At 36.2% G+C, this 16,572-nt stretch carries 15 protein-coding genes; 13 read left to right on the forward strand and 2 right to left on the reverse strand.

Features of this window, described 5'->3' with window-relative positions; all coding sequences use genetic code 11:
* The first annotated feature begins 29 nt into the window (after positions 1 to 29).
* The 8 genes from QR40_RS29765 to QR40_RS33150 all read left to right on the forward strand — a co-directional run bounded on the left by QR40_RS29765 (position 30) and on the right by QR40_RS33150 (position 11,923).
* Positions 30 to 593, forward strand: a complete 564-nt coding sequence (locus QR40_RS29765; protein ID WP_052377835.1) for a 4'-phosphopantetheinyl transferase family protein — start codon at positions 30 to 32, stop codon at positions 591 to 593.
* A gap of 116 nt (positions 594 to 709) precedes the next feature.
* A complete protein-coding gene (locus tag QR40_RS11505; protein WP_044295075.1) occupies positions 710 to 1,522 on the forward strand; it encodes an alpha/beta fold hydrolase in 813 nt (270 codons plus the stop codon).
* Positions 1,523 to 1,777: 255 nt separating this feature from the next.
* Positions 1,778 to 4,000, forward strand: a complete 2,223-nt coding sequence (locus QR40_RS11510) for a diguanylate cyclase (RefSeq protein ID WP_027294574.1) — start codon at positions 1,778 to 1,780, stop codon at positions 3,998 to 4,000.
* Between the two features lie 221 nt (positions 4,001 to 4,221).
* Entirely contained in the window at positions 4,222 to 4,353 is a 132-nt protein-coding gene (locus QR40_RS32550) for a hypothetical protein (RefSeq protein WP_276325432.1), read from the forward strand.
* A 581-nt stretch (positions 4,354 to 4,934) separates the two neighbouring features.
* Positions 4,935 to 6,350, forward strand: coding sequence for a 23S rRNA (uracil(1939)-C(5))-methyltransferase RlmD (gene rlmD, locus QR40_RS11515; protein WP_330373725.1), 1,416 nt, complete (start codon positions 4,935 to 4,937; stop codon positions 6,348 to 6,350).
* Between the two features lie 252 nt (positions 6,351 to 6,602).
* Positions 6,603 to 9,479 (forward strand): DUF6650 family protein, encoded by a 2,877-nt coding sequence (locus tag QR40_RS11520; protein ID WP_044295077.1) that lies wholly within the window; start codon positions 6,603 to 6,605, stop codon positions 9,477 to 9,479.
* Positions 9,480 to 10,010: 531 nt separating this feature from the next.
* The gene (locus QR40_RS11525) at positions 10,011 to 11,693 is read left to right on the forward strand and encodes an SAVED domain-containing protein (RefSeq protein ID WP_044295085.1); all 1,683 of its coding nucleotides are present in this window, start codon (positions 10,011 to 10,013) and stop codon (positions 11,691 to 11,693) included.
* Between the two features lie 110 nt (positions 11,694 to 11,803).
* Complete coding sequence (locus QR40_RS33150; protein WP_462687242.1) at positions 11,804 to 11,923, forward strand: DUF1016 N-terminal domain-containing protein; 120 nt, start codon at positions 11,804 to 11,806, stop codon at positions 11,921 to 11,923.
* On the opposite strand, the gene QR40_RS11530 is transcribed toward QR40_RS33150, so the two are convergent.
* Complete coding sequence (locus tag QR40_RS11530) at positions 11,905 to 12,492, reverse strand: TetR/AcrR family transcriptional regulator (RefSeq protein WP_044295087.1); 588 nt, start codon at positions 12,490 to 12,492, stop codon at positions 11,905 to 11,907. The genes QR40_RS33150 and QR40_RS11530 overlap by 19 nt on opposite strands.
* Positions 12,493 to 12,605: 113 nt before the next feature.
* On the reverse strand, positions 12,606 to 12,698 hold the full coding sequence (locus tag QR40_RS33645; RefSeq protein ID WP_395013613.1) for a hypothetical protein: 93 nt from the start codon (positions 12,696 to 12,698) through the stop codon (positions 12,606 to 12,608).
* Between QR40_RS33645 and QR40_RS33650 the strand changes: the two genes are divergently transcribed.
* The 5 genes from QR40_RS33650 to QR40_RS11555 all read left to right on the forward strand — a co-directional run bounded on the left by QR40_RS33650 (position 12,684) and on the right by QR40_RS11555 (position 16,543).
* Positions 12,684 to 12,905 carry a hypothetical protein gene (locus QR40_RS33650; protein ID WP_395013624.1) on the forward strand — a complete coding sequence of 74 codons (222 nt, stop codon included), beginning with the start codon at positions 12,684 to 12,686 and terminating at the stop codon, positions 12,903 to 12,905. The genes QR40_RS33645 and QR40_RS33650 overlap by 15 nt on opposite strands.
* Entirely contained in the window at positions 12,902 to 13,543 is a 642-nt protein-coding gene (locus QR40_RS11540) for an HXXEE domain-containing protein (RefSeq protein WP_044295090.1), read from the forward strand. The genes QR40_RS33650 and QR40_RS11540 overlap by 4 nt, the downstream gene beginning before the upstream one ends.
* A gap of 226 nt (positions 13,544 to 13,769) precedes the next feature.
* Positions 13,770 to 14,093: a hypothetical protein gene (locus QR40_RS11545; protein ID WP_044295093.1), complete on the forward strand. Its 324-nt coding sequence runs from the start codon at positions 13,770 to 13,772 to the stop codon at positions 14,091 to 14,093.
* A gap of 409 nt (positions 14,094 to 14,502) precedes the next feature.
* Entirely contained in the window at positions 14,503 to 15,696 is a 1,194-nt protein-coding gene (locus QR40_RS11550; RefSeq protein ID WP_330373736.1) for an MFS transporter, read from the forward strand.
* A 382-nt stretch (positions 15,697 to 16,078) separates the two neighbouring features.
* Positions 16,079 to 16,543 carry a VOC family protein gene (locus QR40_RS11555; RefSeq protein WP_044295094.1) on the forward strand — a complete coding sequence of 155 codons (465 nt, stop codon included), beginning with the start codon at positions 16,079 to 16,081 and terminating at the stop codon, positions 16,541 to 16,543.
* The last annotated feature ends 29 nt before the right edge of the window (positions 16,544 to 16,572 follow it).

Below are 16,572 nucleotides of genomic sequence, written 5' to 3' on the forward strand. Positions count from 1 at the left end.
AGAATGAAAATAGGATTGGAGTACTGTTAATGAATACGCTTAATTTTTATGATGTTTTTGTTTACATATGTAAAGGAACCGACCCATCTCTTCGCAACCGGCGTCTTCAAAAATGTGCCCGGCATTTTGCAGGGCTGTATGGAGACGAAATCAACTGCTATACAGAAAAATATGGGAATTATGGAAAACCGTATTTTTCAGAAAACAGGGGAGTCCATTATTCAATTTCCCACAGTGGGGACTACTGGATGTGCGCATTTCATAAAGAACCCATCGGATTTGATATACAAGAGCATAAAGCGATAGATTTTATAAATATTGCGAAACACTGGTATCATCCGCAAGAATATGAAACAGTTCTTGAAAAAGGCGCAAACCAATTTTACGATATTTGGTGCGCCAAGGAAAGTTATCTGAAATATATAGGCATGGGACTGCGTCAGCCAATGAAAGATTTTTCAGTTATTGAGGAAAATAAACTGAAAAATCGGATATTAGACACAGAACTGGTAAATATTTCCAGAAAGCCCGGATATTCTTTATGCATATGTGCAGAAAAAATCATAAATATTTATTTTTTAGTATATTTCTAAAAATTGTATAGCTTATTATACAAGGATTAACCATATAGTGTCAATAGAGGAAATTTTGGGTTTCCCGATTTCGGATCTTCTGCATATACTGGTAAAAAAGAGATTGGATAATTACTATGTTTCATGTAAAATCAAATGATGGTACGAAATTGGCTGTTTATGATCCCAATCCACAGGGGAAATGGACGATTGTATTAATCCATGGCTGGCCGCTGTCGCACAAAATGTATGAATATCAGGAGGAATTGTTACTAAATTGCGGTTTCCGTGTGGTAACTATGGACTTAAGGGGATATGGGAATTCGGATGCTCCACGATGCGGTTATTATTATGACCAGATGGCAAGAGATATCTATAATATAGTAAAAGCGCTGCGCCTGAAGTCTTTTATATTATGCGGATTTTCGATGGGTGGAGCTATTGCACTGCGCTACATGAATTGTTTTCAGGGATATGGGGTTCATAAATTAATACTTATTGCAGCAGCGGCACCCAGCTGGACACAGAGAGAAGGGTTTCCATTTGGGCTTCCCCGGGAAAAGGCAGATGAGTTAATCTGTCAGGCGGCAACGGACAGACCGCAGTTATGCCACAATTTTGCACACGAGATGTTATTTGCAAGTCCTCACAGCGAGCCGCTGAAGAACTGGTTTGAAGATATTGCACTTTCAGCATCCGGTATTGCCACCATTCAGTCCGCTTATGCCTTACGGGATGAAGACGGAAGAGAAGATTTGAAAGCTGTACACGTTCCTACGGCAATCTTTGCCGGAGCTAAGGATCAGGTAGTATTAAAGGAATTGACAGAGTGTCAGCATCGTGAGATAGCAAATTCCAGGTTATACATTCTGAAAAATAGTGCACATGGAGTGTTCTATGATGAATTAGATCGGTTTAATGAGTATTTTCTTGAATTTATAAACGAATAAAAATGAGTATTTTTTTGAAATTATAAACGAATAAATCGGACTATAGGGGGAATGGAAACTGTAAAAAGGTTTCCATTCTTTCCTATTTTATAAGTTTTTGATCTAATATGGGAAAATGTATCTAAAAAAGCGCTTGCTGTTTGTTACCTCAAATTATATAATGATATTATATGGATGATACTCATACAAAAGGTGACGCAGCTTGGAATGACATGAGAATGTAAATCTAGGGGGTATCGTTTCGGGGGAAGGAAATTGAAAAAAAGAATTATAAAATATCGGTCAGTTTTTCTGGTACTTGTTTTATTAATAGCAGCTATAGTAGCAGGTGTAATTTGCGTGGACTTTACATTGCAGACGAATAATAATTCTCAGAAGCTTTCTATGGAGATTACCGCAAGAGATATCCAAAAGAAGTGTATTAATGTTTCCTTTATCTTAGATGATCATTTTTCAGATCTGGAATCCCTGGCAACTACGATTTCCAGATTTGATCAATATGAGAATGAAGAGTTGATGGACATCCTTGCTCAGTTCGGGAACCACCATGATAATTGCCGGGTGAGTATTGCAGATCCTTTGGGACGGACATATGAGAAGGACAGGGAGGAGGTATCTATTGCTGACCGTGATTATTTTAAGAGTGCTTTAAAAGGCGGCCGGATTATTTCTGATCTGATCAAATCCAGGGTGACGGGAGAGTACAGCATCGTATTTGCAGTGCCGGTGTACCGGGAGGGAAAGGCTGTTGGGGTATTGCGTACAGTCTATCAGAATATACAGCTAAACCGGCTTTTGCATGTTTCCGGAATGGATGCCCAGGAAAATGCCTACATCGTTCAGCGTGACGGGACCATTGCCCTGTCTATGAACGGAGAACTGTGCGGTGAAAACATAGAGGCGGCGCTGGGGACTGGAACTGCCCAGGACAAAATTGATCAAATCCACTATAATATGGGAAAAACAGCGGTGGGGAATCTGGCTTTTGAGGTGGATGATTTTCTTTATTATTGCAATTATGCACCTGTTCCCGGAGGAAAGTGGTATCTTTTTAACATATCGTCTGCATCAAAACTGGGTGAATATACCTCGAAAAGTACCGTAACCGGAATGTTGTTTATGGGTAAAATGGTAGTGCTTTTTCTGATTATTATGGGAGGGATTTTGTGCTATCTGTATTTTAATAACAAACAGATGCGCAAGCTTGCAAATTTGCTTGAGAATGTATCCAGTCATGCCCCGGGCGGAATGTTCCGATATGATCCCAAATCAATGCAGCTGTCTTTTATCAATAATGGATTATACCAGATGCTGGGCTGCAGGGAAGAGGATTTCAAAGAAAATTTTCACAACAATTATCTGGAGCTGGTATATGACCAGGACAGGCAGATGGTATTAGAGAATATAGAAAAAATGATACCGGAACGAAAAAGCTTTAAAATGAGGTTTCGACTGAACAGCCTTTCTTCACCTGCTTACTGGGTACAGCAGGTCAGTAATATTTTTGAAGAAGATGGGGAACTGCATGTCTATGGAATTCTGGTGGATATTGCGGAATACAAGGCATTTGAAGATGAGCTGTCATTTAACAATCAACGTTATAAAATCATTGTCAACCAGATGGAATCTTGCTTCGTAGAATACGATGTCCATGATATGCGTGTTCTGGTAATGCAAAATTTTGAAGAGATATTCGGCAGAATGCTGAAAATGGAAATTGAATCAGAAGATGGAAAAGAGTTTGTCTATGAAGAAGACTGGAATATGATAAAAGATAATTTTAAAAAAGTTCTTTATGGAGAGAAGCCCTATGAAGAATGTGAGGCAAGAATCAAAAAAGGTGATGAGACCTATCTCTGGTGCCTGATCCGTTTTTATTCCATGGTAGATGAAAATGGTGCAATCAGCCGTCTGATCTGTAAGATTAACAACATAGATAAACGTAAGCGCCGTTCTATAGAATTAGAAAGTAAGGTACAAAAAGATCCAATGACTGGCCTTTATAACAAGAGCGTCTCTAAAAAATTAATAGAGGATCATTTGGAATCGGCGCCTGATGATATCCAGGGATTATTTGTTCTGGATATTGATAATTTCAAGGGCATCAACGATACCTATGGGCACCATAATGGAGACCGGGTATTAAATATGATGGCTCAAACGCTTCATAATCTGTTTCGGAAAAGCGATGTAGTAGGGCGGATTGGCGGAGATGAGTTCATTGTATGCATGAAAGACTGCTACAATGAAGAATATGCTATGAAAAAAGCAGGTCAGCTGTCACATGACTTTGCCGAAATCACAGCAGAAGCGAATCTAGCTGCAACCTGCAGTATCGGTGTGGCGCTCTATCCAAAACATGGAAAAGACTGGGATGAGTTATTTGAAAAAGCCGACATCGCACTGTACCAGGCGAAGAGATGTGGGAAAAACCAGTATGCGGTTTATTTTGAAAAAGGATTGGATGAGAAGGAATAACAGAATTAGAATAGATGGAAAATAGACAGTAAAGCAGGTAAGCGGCAGTAAATGAATAGAATGCTGCTAATAGTCAATAGAAGAATAGAAAATATAAAAACAATAGAAAATTAAAAACAATAGAAAGATAACAGGTGAATTTGTGAAGACAGGAACGCAAAAAAGAGAAATGAAAAAGACGGATGGCCGGAAGGATTATCAGAATAAGGAAGGGAAAAGTCTTGAAAAAGGCAAGTCAGGGAAGAAGAAAGCTGATATGGCAAAAAGAGATGATGCTTTTAAAGGGGACAAGAATAATAGAAAATCAAGACCAGGACGGGAAGAAGATAGACAGAGCAGGGTATCAGGAGTAAGCCGGGAAGATTGGCATAGTAAAAAGCCGAAAGCTGGTCGGGATGATAATAGGGAAAGTAGAAAATTGGGAGCAGAGCCGGGAAATAGAGGAAGTAGAAATTCTGGGGCAGAGCCGGGAAATAGAGGAAGTAGAAAACCAGAAACGGAGTCTTTAAATAGAGAAAATAGAAAACCTGGAGCGGTGACGGGAAATAGAGAAAATAGAAAACCTGGAACGGAGAGGGGAAATAGAGGAAGTAGAAATTCTGGGACAGAGTCAGGAAATAGAGGAAGTAGAAATTCTGGAGCAGAGTTAGGAAATAGAGAAAATAGAAAACCTGGAGCAGCGTCGGGAAATAGAGAAAATAGAAAACCTGGAACGGAGACGGGAAATAGGGAGAGTCGGAAACCTGGAGCGGTGTCGGGAAATAGGGAAAGTCGGAAACCTGGAGCGGCGTCGGAAAATAGGGGAAGTCGGAAACCTGGAGCGGCGTCGGAAAATAAGCAAAAAAGAAACTTCGATAGCGGGGAAGGAAGAAAAAATAGTAAAAGGGGTCAATCTGGAGAAAAGAAACAAAGTGATTTAAAAAAGGTAAATGGTATGGAGATATGCCCTGTTTCTAAAAAATGCGGTGGCTGTCAGTATCAGGGAATTCCTTACCAGGAGCAATTAAAATTAAAAGAAAAAGAAATCAGGAAATGGATTGGAAAGTTCTGTAAAGTAAATGCTGTGATTGGAATGGAAAACCCTTACCATTACCGAAATAAGGTTCACGCAGTATTTGACAGGGATAAAAGAGGGAATCCCATCTGTGGTGTATACCAGGCGGGAACGCACAATGTGGTTCCAATAGAATCCTGTATGATCGAGGATCAGAAAGCAGATGAAATTATTCAGAGTATCCGGGGACTTTTAAAATCATTTAAAATAAGAACTTATGACGAGGATACGGGATATGGACTCCTTCGCCATGTGCTTGTAAAACGTGGATTTACCACGAACGAAATCATGGTGGTACTGGTGACGGCCTCCCCGGTATTCCCTTCCAAAAACAATTTTGTCGGCGCGATACGCAAACTTCATCCGGAGATTACGACCATTATCCAGAATGTAAATGCCAGAGGAACCAGTATGGTCCTTGGAGATAAGGAAAAAACACTGTTTGGTAAAGGCTACATCGAGGATATACTCTGCGGCTGTACATTCCGCATCTCTTCAAAATCCTTCTATCAGGTGAATCCCGTACAGACGGAAGTTCTGTACAAAAAAGCTATTGATGCAGCAGGTCTTATGGGAAATGAATCGGTAATTGATGCATATTGCGGCATTGGAACAATCGGTTTAATTGCAAGCAAGAAAGCAAAGCAGGTAATTGGCGTGGAGTTAAACAAAGATGCAGTCCGCGACGCAGTAACCAATGCCAAGCGCAATGAGATAGAGAATGTAAGATTTTACTGTGCCGATGCAGGGAATTTCATGGCGGATATGGCAGCTCAGGGCGAAAAAGCAGACGTGGTATTTATGGATCCGCCAAGAAGCGGAAGTACAGAAGAATTTATGGATTCTATGGTGCAGATGGGGCCTGAGAGAGTGGTTTATGTTTCCTGTAACCCGGAGACGTTAGGCAGGGATTTAGAGTATTTGACGAAGAAAGGGTATGGATGTAAGGGGAGTTGGGGTGTGGATATGTTTGGATGGACTGGGCATGTGGAAGTCGTTTGTTTGCTTTCCAAACTTCATGCAAAACAGAATATAAAAGTGGAATTGAAAATGGATGAAATGGATTTGACTGCTGCGGAAAGTAAAGCCACTTATGAAGAAATCAAAAAATATGTGATTAAGCAGACTGGCTTGAAAGTCAGTAATCTGAATATCGCTCAGGTGAAACAAAAATGCGGAATTATTGAGAGGGAGAATTATTATAAAGCGAAATCAGAGGATGCAAAGCAACCTAAATGTTTACCGGAAAAGGAAAAGGCGATAAAGGATGCGCTGAATCATTTTGGAATGATTTAGTTTATGAAATAATCAAGAAAAGGTTGGCAATTTTGCGATAATATATTTTCTTAAAGAGGATAAATGTAAGAAAACCAAGAAATATTGTGCCTGAATAAGAATATTATTGTGAGAAATAGAAACGATAGTAGCCATGAAATGATTATCAAATTATACATAAGATGTATTCAGATTAAGGGGATGATTGATGTACAAGTTTAGAATAGATAAAATTATAGCAAATACTGCGTATGAAACAAAGGAGAAGTGAATATGGGGGTAAGATTAACGGGTGTAAGTACTCCGATTGGTGGAGTTTCTTGGGAGTATACAGAAAAAGAAAACAAGGAAAAATTGGAAATTATAGGTCCAGACAGAAAAATCAATGTATTTATTAGTTCAATATGCGGTCAGGATAAATATGACAGTGTGCGAATACGAATCAAAGGATGTATTGAAAAAACAAATCTTGCAAATGTATATACATTTGAAGGAAAGCGAGCATCAAGTATACCCGCTGGTACTCATTATACATTTGCACTAGAAGAAAGTGATGTATGTATATTTCTTATAGATAACGAAGACGGGATTACTTTAGGCGTTCAAAAAGAGATAGATATCGTAAATAAATATAATATTAAGGCAATTTACTATTTTTGTGATGAGAAAAGCAGTAAAAAGACTGTATTAGAAAAAAGTTTGATGGGTGCAAAATTTGCAAAAAGTAAGACAGTACATAAATTTGATGATTTGGTTCAAGAAAGTGCATTATCATTGATTGATGACATTGTTTGGGTATACAAGTTATATTGTAAAGATAAAATGAGTTTCAGACTAGAAGAGGATGATCTGAAAAGAATACAGGAGATAAAGATGGTGGCACTTACAAATACAGTGCTTCCAAAATCTACATTAACTAATATTGATAAGTGTAAATCATATATTACTAAGTTTGTTACGGGATTTGAATATAACAAATTTGATGATGAAACAGAAAAAACTAGTGATATTGATTCTTGGGGGGTAGAATTTCTGAAAATTCTCTTTGAAGGTAAGTCGATAAGACAATTCAATTTGAATTTGTTCTTGGAATTATTGAAAGAACAACAAGGTGAAGTGTACCCAATAATTGAAAAAAGGTGGTATGCCATTCAAGCATATTTTATGGGAGATGTTAATAAGTGCGTAGCCTTTTTGCAGGAAGCACTTCAATATGCAAAGGATAATAATACCGAATCATGGATTGTAAAAGATATATTGATTGATTTACGGAATCAAACAATGCTTTGTGATACCTTGGAAAATAAATTTTCCATGCCTGAAGCACAAAAGGAATTGGATAATAGTGATGATGAGGTGTATTATCCGCTTTTGGATAGATTTAATGAAACTTTACAAGAAAAGTATATGGAAGGATTGATTAAAAAAACAATAGAGTCGCCATACACGATCTCTTTGGGAAATAATTTAAATCAATATGGAGACTTATTAGCAAGTATATATATTGTTTCAATCTACAATGGATCATTAACTCATATTAATTTGATGTATGAAAGAATAAAGAAGTTTTTGTTTTATCTATGCAACAAATTCGATGATTGGAATTTTAAAAGAGATATTTTGAAAATGGCAATTTTCCTTGGAAAAGAAAAGGAAGTAAAGGGATTTAAAGATTCATATCCAGAAATACTTAATAATTTATCAGATAGTGATGCATGTGAAATAATGTCATTTTGCAATAATGAACCAGTTTTATTCAAAAAAGATAAAATATTGTTACTTGGACTCGGAACGGTAGGATACTATTTGAATGATTCCGAATTCGAGAAATATAAATCTAGGACCATTACACTGATTATAGAGTGGATAAATAAGGAAAATTCAGTGGTTTCAATTGGTGCTTATATATTTTCGTTTTTATCGGAATGCTATTTGAGAATTTCACAAGATGAATTATGTGATATTTGCTGTATGTTTATGGAAAAACATTTCGTTAGATGGTATAGAGAACTGTTTAAGTTTATATTTCAACATATTAAATTGAATGAGTTAAGTGATGGGAGAAATAAGAAACTTTTGAATTATGTTTGTGCGATATTAAAAAATGAAGAGGAAATTCAGCTGGTTAAAGATGCACCTTCATTTTTGTACATGTTACGTAAACAAGATAGCATAATAACGGAAGAAATGGATAGGCTAGTATGCGAAAAAATACCAAATTTCTATGATAAGATATATAAGTTGGAAACTACAGAATGTCCAAAAGAAGAAATGCCAGCATTTGTTCAAGAATATGTGCTTTATATTGAAGATAACAATATAAAGCAAGGTCAAAATGGAACTTATTTTGGTCATGGAACAAGAGAAATTAGTACAATAAGGAACATAATAACACAAGAAGAGATAAAATATGAACGTGATTTATTTGGTTCTATCATTAGTGTAGTGTCAAATACTTTGCTTATGTCAAAAGAAGGAATAAACGAGAAAATAGACGCTGTAAGTTTATTGACATGCATCCTTGTTATGTATCCAGAGGCAATTGAGAATGATGGTGAGATTTTTGATAGGATATATGACAATCAAAATAATATTGAGGCAAATGGCGTAGACTTTATGTCGAGCAATATAGATGAGATTGCATTAAAGGTGAGTTTGCAATTTATGTTTTCTTTTATGGGGAAGAATGTTGAAACGCAAATAATGGAATTAATGCCTTTTGTGAAAAATAGTGTGGCAACCGTAATCTCTGTTGCAAGAATGATAAAGGAATGCTTAGCGCTAGATGAAAATATAAGGTTTTCGGATAAAATCGAGAGCGTTGTCTTACAAAACGCTTTACAGTGGATTTACTTGGAAAATCTTGATGCAAGATGGTATGCAGCAAATATTTTGTTTAGTTTATTAAAGAATCCTGAGAATGCAGGGATAATTAATCATAAGTTAGTTGAGCTCATTGATAGAGATAATGTGTATATTAAAAATCTTATATTAAGAAATATCTATACAACTGACGGTGTTGCGAATGATGTTTGTAAGTACATTGTTGATAAATGCAGTAATGATCCCAATTATGTTGTGCGTGTGGTATGTGAGAAAGAGCGAATTAAACATGAAGCAGAGGAGAAAGCGGATGAAAAAGAAAACTAAATACTATCGCTATATTTAAGTATCCATTCCGTGCGGGTTGTTGGTTGAAGATGGCATATATGAACAAGATGAGTCACTTAAGATCGAGACAGTGCGTGCTATTACGGAGTGCTTTTTTCGATGTCAATTAATCAGATGGCGAAAATGTTGAAAAAATCAGTTTTGATAAAATCTGCCTACACAATAGTTTTTGAAAAACATCAGAAAAAAGGGAAATGACTTAAATCCAAGAGGTTCATACTTTGTAAGTATTTAGAAGGTGTGAGTTTGGACAATGCTTCACGTGTTGAGACTGTTGTTCTGCTTGAGAAGAAAGCCTAGTAAATCAAAGGGGTTGGGGGTTTTGGGCGCAGTATGTGGGTGTGCTTTTTTGGGTGGTTGATGTGAAATATGTTTTTCCAGTTACCCTGGTGGGGTAAGGAAAATTAACGTTTTGGCAAAAGTAAAATTTTTAGTTTGAAATTATAGACGAAGAATAAAGAATTTAATAAAATATAACATTTTATATGATTAAATAGAGGTTGGTGATATATGATGAGGTGGTTGCATCTATCGGATATTCATTTAAATAAAGAGTTTAATGATATGATGTCAAATGTTATGAGGTATGAGCTACCACAATATATATTAGATCATAGCATTAAGGCGGATTATTTATTTATTACGGGGGATTATCGTGATTCAGCATATAAAAGAGTTAGTGAATTTAATGAAGAAATAGATCTTGCTGCAGAAAATGTATCCAAGTATATTTTGAATATTGCAAAATGTCTAAATATATCACAAGATCATATATTTCTAGTACCAGGGAATCATGATCTTGAAAGAGGAGACGAAGACGAAAATATAGTTGAACTTACAAATAAACATTTAGTGTATAAGGATGGAATAGGTAAGAATGAGAAAAATTATTTACAGGAACGATTTGAATTCTTCTATAAAGTTTACGAACATATTCATCCGGAAGATAAAAGCTGGGAAAAAGACCTTCATCAATATATTTCAAGGGATGGGTTTGATTTGCTATTGTTAAATTCTGCAATAGCTTGCTATGGTAAAGAAAAAGAAGGCGAAATAATAATTGATACCATAGAAGTTGAAAGAGTTATGCATAAACCGTATTTAGAAAATACCCATAAACCGCTTTTTGTTTTATCACATTACAGCCTGGAATGTCTCGCCCCAAACGAGCAAGAAAATTTGAAGCAATTATTTAGAGATAGACCAGTATTTTATTTATGTGGACATTCCCATAAGTTAAATTTTTGCTATGATGATGAAATTGATACTTGGGAAATAATGGTGGGAACTACAAAAAAGGCAGATGGTGCGGCGCCTATTATTTCACTTGGTGAAATGACAATAGGAGGCGACTTATCATCTTTAGATTTCTACAAATATGATTATACAAATAAAGGGCGATGGATCCCATATCAAAGTTTGAAATGTCAAAAATATTTAGAAAAATTAGAATTTTTTGGTAAGAATTATAAGTTAAAGAATATAGAGGATGCTCAAATAATACAACTTCAAATGCAAAGTACAATGGCATCAACTAGACAAGATAGGAAAGATACGCTTAAAATACTGTCTGCTTTGCGATATGAGTTGCTGGATATCAGAGGAGTAAATACATATACTATTTGTGTATATGAATTACCAGTTACTGCTTCTATTTTGATTGGCTACGCTTTACATATGAGAAAAAATATTAATTTGTTTTATCAAGCCGGGGTGGCGTTCTATTCAAATACTTCCACGAAAAATATATTGAAATTTCAAGAATCTATCGAAAATAGAATTTTGAATTCAATAAAAACAGTAAAAGTGGATTTGTGTTTTTATATTCAGGCAAAAATGAGGGATGATGGTATAGCTTCATTTTTGGAGCACATTAACATACTGGAGAAAAGAGGAAAATTAACTCCCTACATTGTAATGTTAAAGAATACTGAACGATATAATCAAGATTTTAATTTGAGAATTAGTGCATCAATTATATCTGATAAAATAGTAGAATATTATGATAATATAAAGATAAAATATTGTAAAAAAGTTAAAGTGCATTTGTTTTATAATGGTTTTTCAGGTTTGGCTGTTTTCCTGGGAAATCAAATGCCAACAACATTTCCTATTCAGCTGTACGATTATGACATGTCCAATCAAACTTACTCGCCATCTTTTCAGCTTAAGTCTAATATTTTTGATATGTAGTATTAGAATTCTATCCCACCACATGTTGAACCGTAGTGCTGTTGGTGCGGAAAGGTTGATTCCAGGCGGGTTTGCGTGACTATTTGAGTTGGACACATTATCGCCTGTTTATGGGCGTGGAAAATGAAAATGCCCGTGAATTCCATTTAGAAGAAGTAGTAAAATCGAATTGGAGCACACGGCAGTTGGAAAGGCAAATAAATTCTTTCTTTTATGAAAGGCGGGTGTAGGGATTATTTTTTTTAGGCATAGCAAGCAATGTCTGAATCGCTGCTTTTCCGACAAAGGTGGAAGGGAAAACACGGATAGATTCAGGATTGTTATTAAAAGCATCGCTTCCAAGAATACTGGTAATTCCAGATGCTATAAAATCCATTGTGATATAATCAGAATCTGACAACTTGCTGTAATCTATTTTGAAATGTACAAACCATGCAGTAAGTAAAGCTTTTTTGACGAAAGACTGAAGAAAAGAAGATTCACTTCTTGCTAGGAGGTGAATTCTTTTTAAGTGAAGAGATACTTCCTGGTTGGATACTAACTTTTTATTATTGGAAAGAAGTGCAGACATGAAAGACACCACTATTTCATGGTTCATATTATTTTCTACAGCTTTTTGAACAACATCTTCTACATTTTTATAATGATAGTATATAGAATTTCGATTTAGGCCACTTTCCTGAGATAGCCGAAGAATGGTAATACTTCTAAAACCTTCGTATTCTAAAATTTTCCAAAATGCATTTTCTATTTTTTCTGTTGCAGATAGGTTTTCTGCATCATTTCTTGGGCGTCCCATAACTCCTCCTTAAAAATTAGACACTTTGACTAATATTGACTGTTTTATTATACCATGCACGAATATATAATAAAACAAAGAAATAAAAGATTGGAGATGATAGTATGGTAGATTCATGGAGTGTAGATGCAATTCCAACTCTGAAGAATAGAAATGTTGTGATAACAAGTTCTACCAGTGCGTGTCTGAAAATTCATTCCCGCCATTTGCACGTCCCACTTTGCTACATAATTGCCCTGAATTCAGGTTACGTAGCCCGCTCGCGCCCTTCATCCGGGACAAATCTCTCACAAAGTGTCTCTCAGCTGCCAGAAAGCAATTTTAAAACACGCTCTAGCGGGATTGGTCTAGAGGTTGCAAAAGTTTTTGTTAAAAGAGGCAAATGTGACATTAGAAAGGTAGACTTATTATGAAATGGTGGAATAGACATTGGTATCAGGCAGGACTTGTGCCAGCAGCAAGTGCACTGATTGTTTTAATTGTCAATTGGGGTGATGTTTCAGTCCTTGCAAGGGTGGGACTAATTAATTTCATTGGAATTATGGTTCATCAGTTTGAGGAATATGGTTTTCCGGGAGGAACACCTTACTTTATGAATAAATATATGCGTGGAGGAGATGAGAGATATCCATTAAACCAGTTGTCAGCGATGCTTGTAAATGTAATTATAGGATATATCTGTTATCTTTTACCCATATTTTTTCCTAATGTAATGTGGCTGGGAATGACGACAATCCTTTTCGGCTGTGTATTCCAGGTGGTAATGCATCTGGGGGTATTTGGAGTAAAGTATCATAAAATCTATAATCCAGGTCTTGGTGCTGTCCTTTGCATTCATGTGCCATGTGGTATTTACTATATCTGGTTTGCTGTAAGCAATCAGTTAATGACTGGAAGAGACTGGCTCTTTACCGTGATCTATCTGGTGGGAATGATTACGTTTACTGCCTTGGTCGGGCAGATTCTGTTCTCATCGAAGGACTGCAAGTATCCTTTTGATGAAAAAGAAGTAGAAGCAGGTGAAAGATTTGCAAAATGGATGGAATTATGAGATGATAAATTAAAAGTTACAAGCGGTAATGCATACAACACTTGGCAGTGTTGTATGCATATTTGTGTATTGAGAATCCGTGCATTTTCAGTTATAATAAAGTGAATATATTTTGTCATAAAAGTGGCTCATGGATAATCCCTATGAGTACGAAACTTCATGACAGGTTGGGGAAAATACATTATATAATAAAAATATAACAATATCTACTGGGAGGATTGAGACTTTGCAAGTAAGAGGATTTACGGAGAAAGACTGGAAACTTTTTAGAAATAAGATAGCGGGCTGGCAGGAAGCCTATATGGACAGGCTAAATAAGGAATACATAAAATTACTAGGTGAAGATAAGAATGCCTCAGCTAAATTTTGGAATCTGGATAAGAGAATAAAGGAAGATAAGAAGAAAACTGGTGTTAGAGTAGAAATGAGCCGGTCAAATCTTATTTACAATATTATTTCGCTTATAAATGAAGGTGCAATTAGTTATGGGGATCTCGAAGAATTTAGTGATGAACTGAAAGAAACGGTGAAATTATCTGTTGACAGATAATTTGCAATATGTAAAAGTCTTGACAGAAAGTACAATCTGGTAATACCGCATACTATCTGGCAAAAGATAAGCGATTCTGCAATGTTAATATTCTCCAGAAAAAGTTGCTGAATTCTTCTTTCTTTCATGATATACTTTTTGTATTATATATGGAAAATATCCCTGTCATAGAGTGGTTAATAATTCAGGCAGGATGGTATCGGACTGAATTATTAACGTGAGATGCTTTGCAATGAATGGATTACTCTGAATAATAAAACGCATGTTGATTGGAAGATATATCATGAAGTGAGAAAGAGATAGAATGGAGAAACCTGTGAACACAGCACAAAAAACAAAATCTTTGCGAAAACACCCGCTTATAGAATTATTAAAACATAACAAAGGAAATCCAAGAACTCTGATATTAATGGAGCCGCTATGGGGTATTCCATATAATCTGATCGCACCTTTTGCCACACTATATATGTACTCACAGGGAATAACGGACGTACAAATCGGACTGATTTTGTCTATTTCCATGTTTGTTCAGGTGTTCTTTTCCTTCTTTGGCGGCATCATAACAGATAAGATGGGGCGAAAATTTACAACCATGATGGGTGATTTCTTTGGTTGGACTGTTGCTTGCCTGATATGGAGCATATCGGGTAACTTCTGGCTCTTTTTAATTGCAGTTTTGTTCAACAGCTTTGAGCAGATTAACCAGACCGCATGGTATTGCTTATTGATTGAAGATGCGGAACCCAAAGATTTATTGGGAATATATACTTGGGTGAATATCGGCGGATTGATTGCAATCTTTTTTGCACCGATTTCTGGATTGCTGATCAATTCCTTTACTGTGGTTCCGGTTGTCAGGGTTTTATATTTGGTTTTCGCTGTGAATATGCTGATTAAGGTAATTGTTACTTTTCGGTATTGTAAAGAAACCCGGCAAGGCAAGATCCGAATGGCTGAGACTAAAGATACCCCTGTTTCACGGATGTTATATGAATACAAGTATTTGATACCTAAAGTGCTGAAGAATAAAGAGATTATGAAAGTACTTATTGTCTCCGTGATATTGTATATCACGAATCTGGTCAGCACCAATTTCTTTAGTTTGTACGCAACACAAGAGTTAGGTATAGAATCGCGCTATCTGGCTTTTTTTCCGATTTTGAACGCGGCTGTGATGTTGATTTTCTTGATAGGAATACAGCACCGATTGGAATTCGTGAAATTCCGCATCCCTATGTGGAGCGGTTTGGTATTGTATGCTGCAGCAGCGATACTTCTGATACTGGCACCGAATGGTAATATGCCGTTTATTATTATTTATGTCTTTGTTGTGGCAGTAGCCGGTTCTCTTGTCATGCCTCGTAAGGATGCCTTGATCCAGCTAAGTATTAATCCGGAGGAGCGGGCTCGTATTAATGCGTTGATTATGTCCTTCACGATTGCTTTTTCTTCACCATTCGGTTATTTTGCAGGGTGGTTATCAAGTATTGACCGCCGGCTGCCATTTGTGTTTACATTTATTTTATTTATTGTGGCAATCATAATCGTGGGTCGCATCCGTGATCCCGAATTTGCTAAGGAGCATGAAGAGGCTGATAATTAATGGGGGTTATCTTCCGATAGCATCTAATATCGCTGAAATGAGTGAAACCTATTTGGAATTTATTAACGAAATAATGTGAAATAGTGTGTTTCTATGAAATTAAAATGGATAAATTTTTTCTGGATAGGGGACGGGGTAAGGCCGTATGAGTAAAAAAAATGGGTTTTGTCAGGTGGAAATGAACCACAGGGCAAAACCCATTTTTTTTAGCAAAAATGAAAATATTAGTCAAAACTTATACCCTGTGGAGAAATATGTTCAGGAACCGATTTTAGCATCAAAAGAAAGCTATTATTATAGACGGTTAATCTGAAATATAGTAAACTTATCTTAGTGATAAATTAGAATTCAGCAGGGAACTATTTTACAGGAGGTAATTTAAATGAAATATGAAGGTGTATGCATTGCGGTGAAAGATATAAATCTATCAAAAAAATTCTATCAGGAGTTATTTGGACTTGAGATTTTTCAAGATTATGGTATAAATGTTTCTTTTGGCGGGTTGTCTTTGCAACAGGAATTTGACTGGATGCTAGGTGTCCCGAAGGAGAGTATACTGAATAAATCTCATAATATGGAGTTATATTTTGAGGAAGATGATTTTGACGGCTTTATTGCTAAATTAGAGCAGCGTAACGACATTCAATACATTGGTGATGGTATTAAAGAAGCTGGGTGGGGACAACGCTCTATACGTTTTTACGATTTGGATGATCATATTATCGAAGTAGGTGAAAATATGAAAATTGTTGTGAAGCGTTTCCTTGATTCCGGAATGTCAATGGAGGAAACTTCAAAACGTATGGATGTATCTATATCGGATTTAGAGACACTTTTGTGTAGTTAATTCGATAAACTACAATGAAGATTGGGGGA

This window comes from Robinsoniella peoriensis (genome assembly GCF_000797495.1).
GTDB lineage: Bacteria > Bacillota > Clostridia > Lachnospirales > Lachnospiraceae > Robinsoniella > Robinsoniella peoriensis.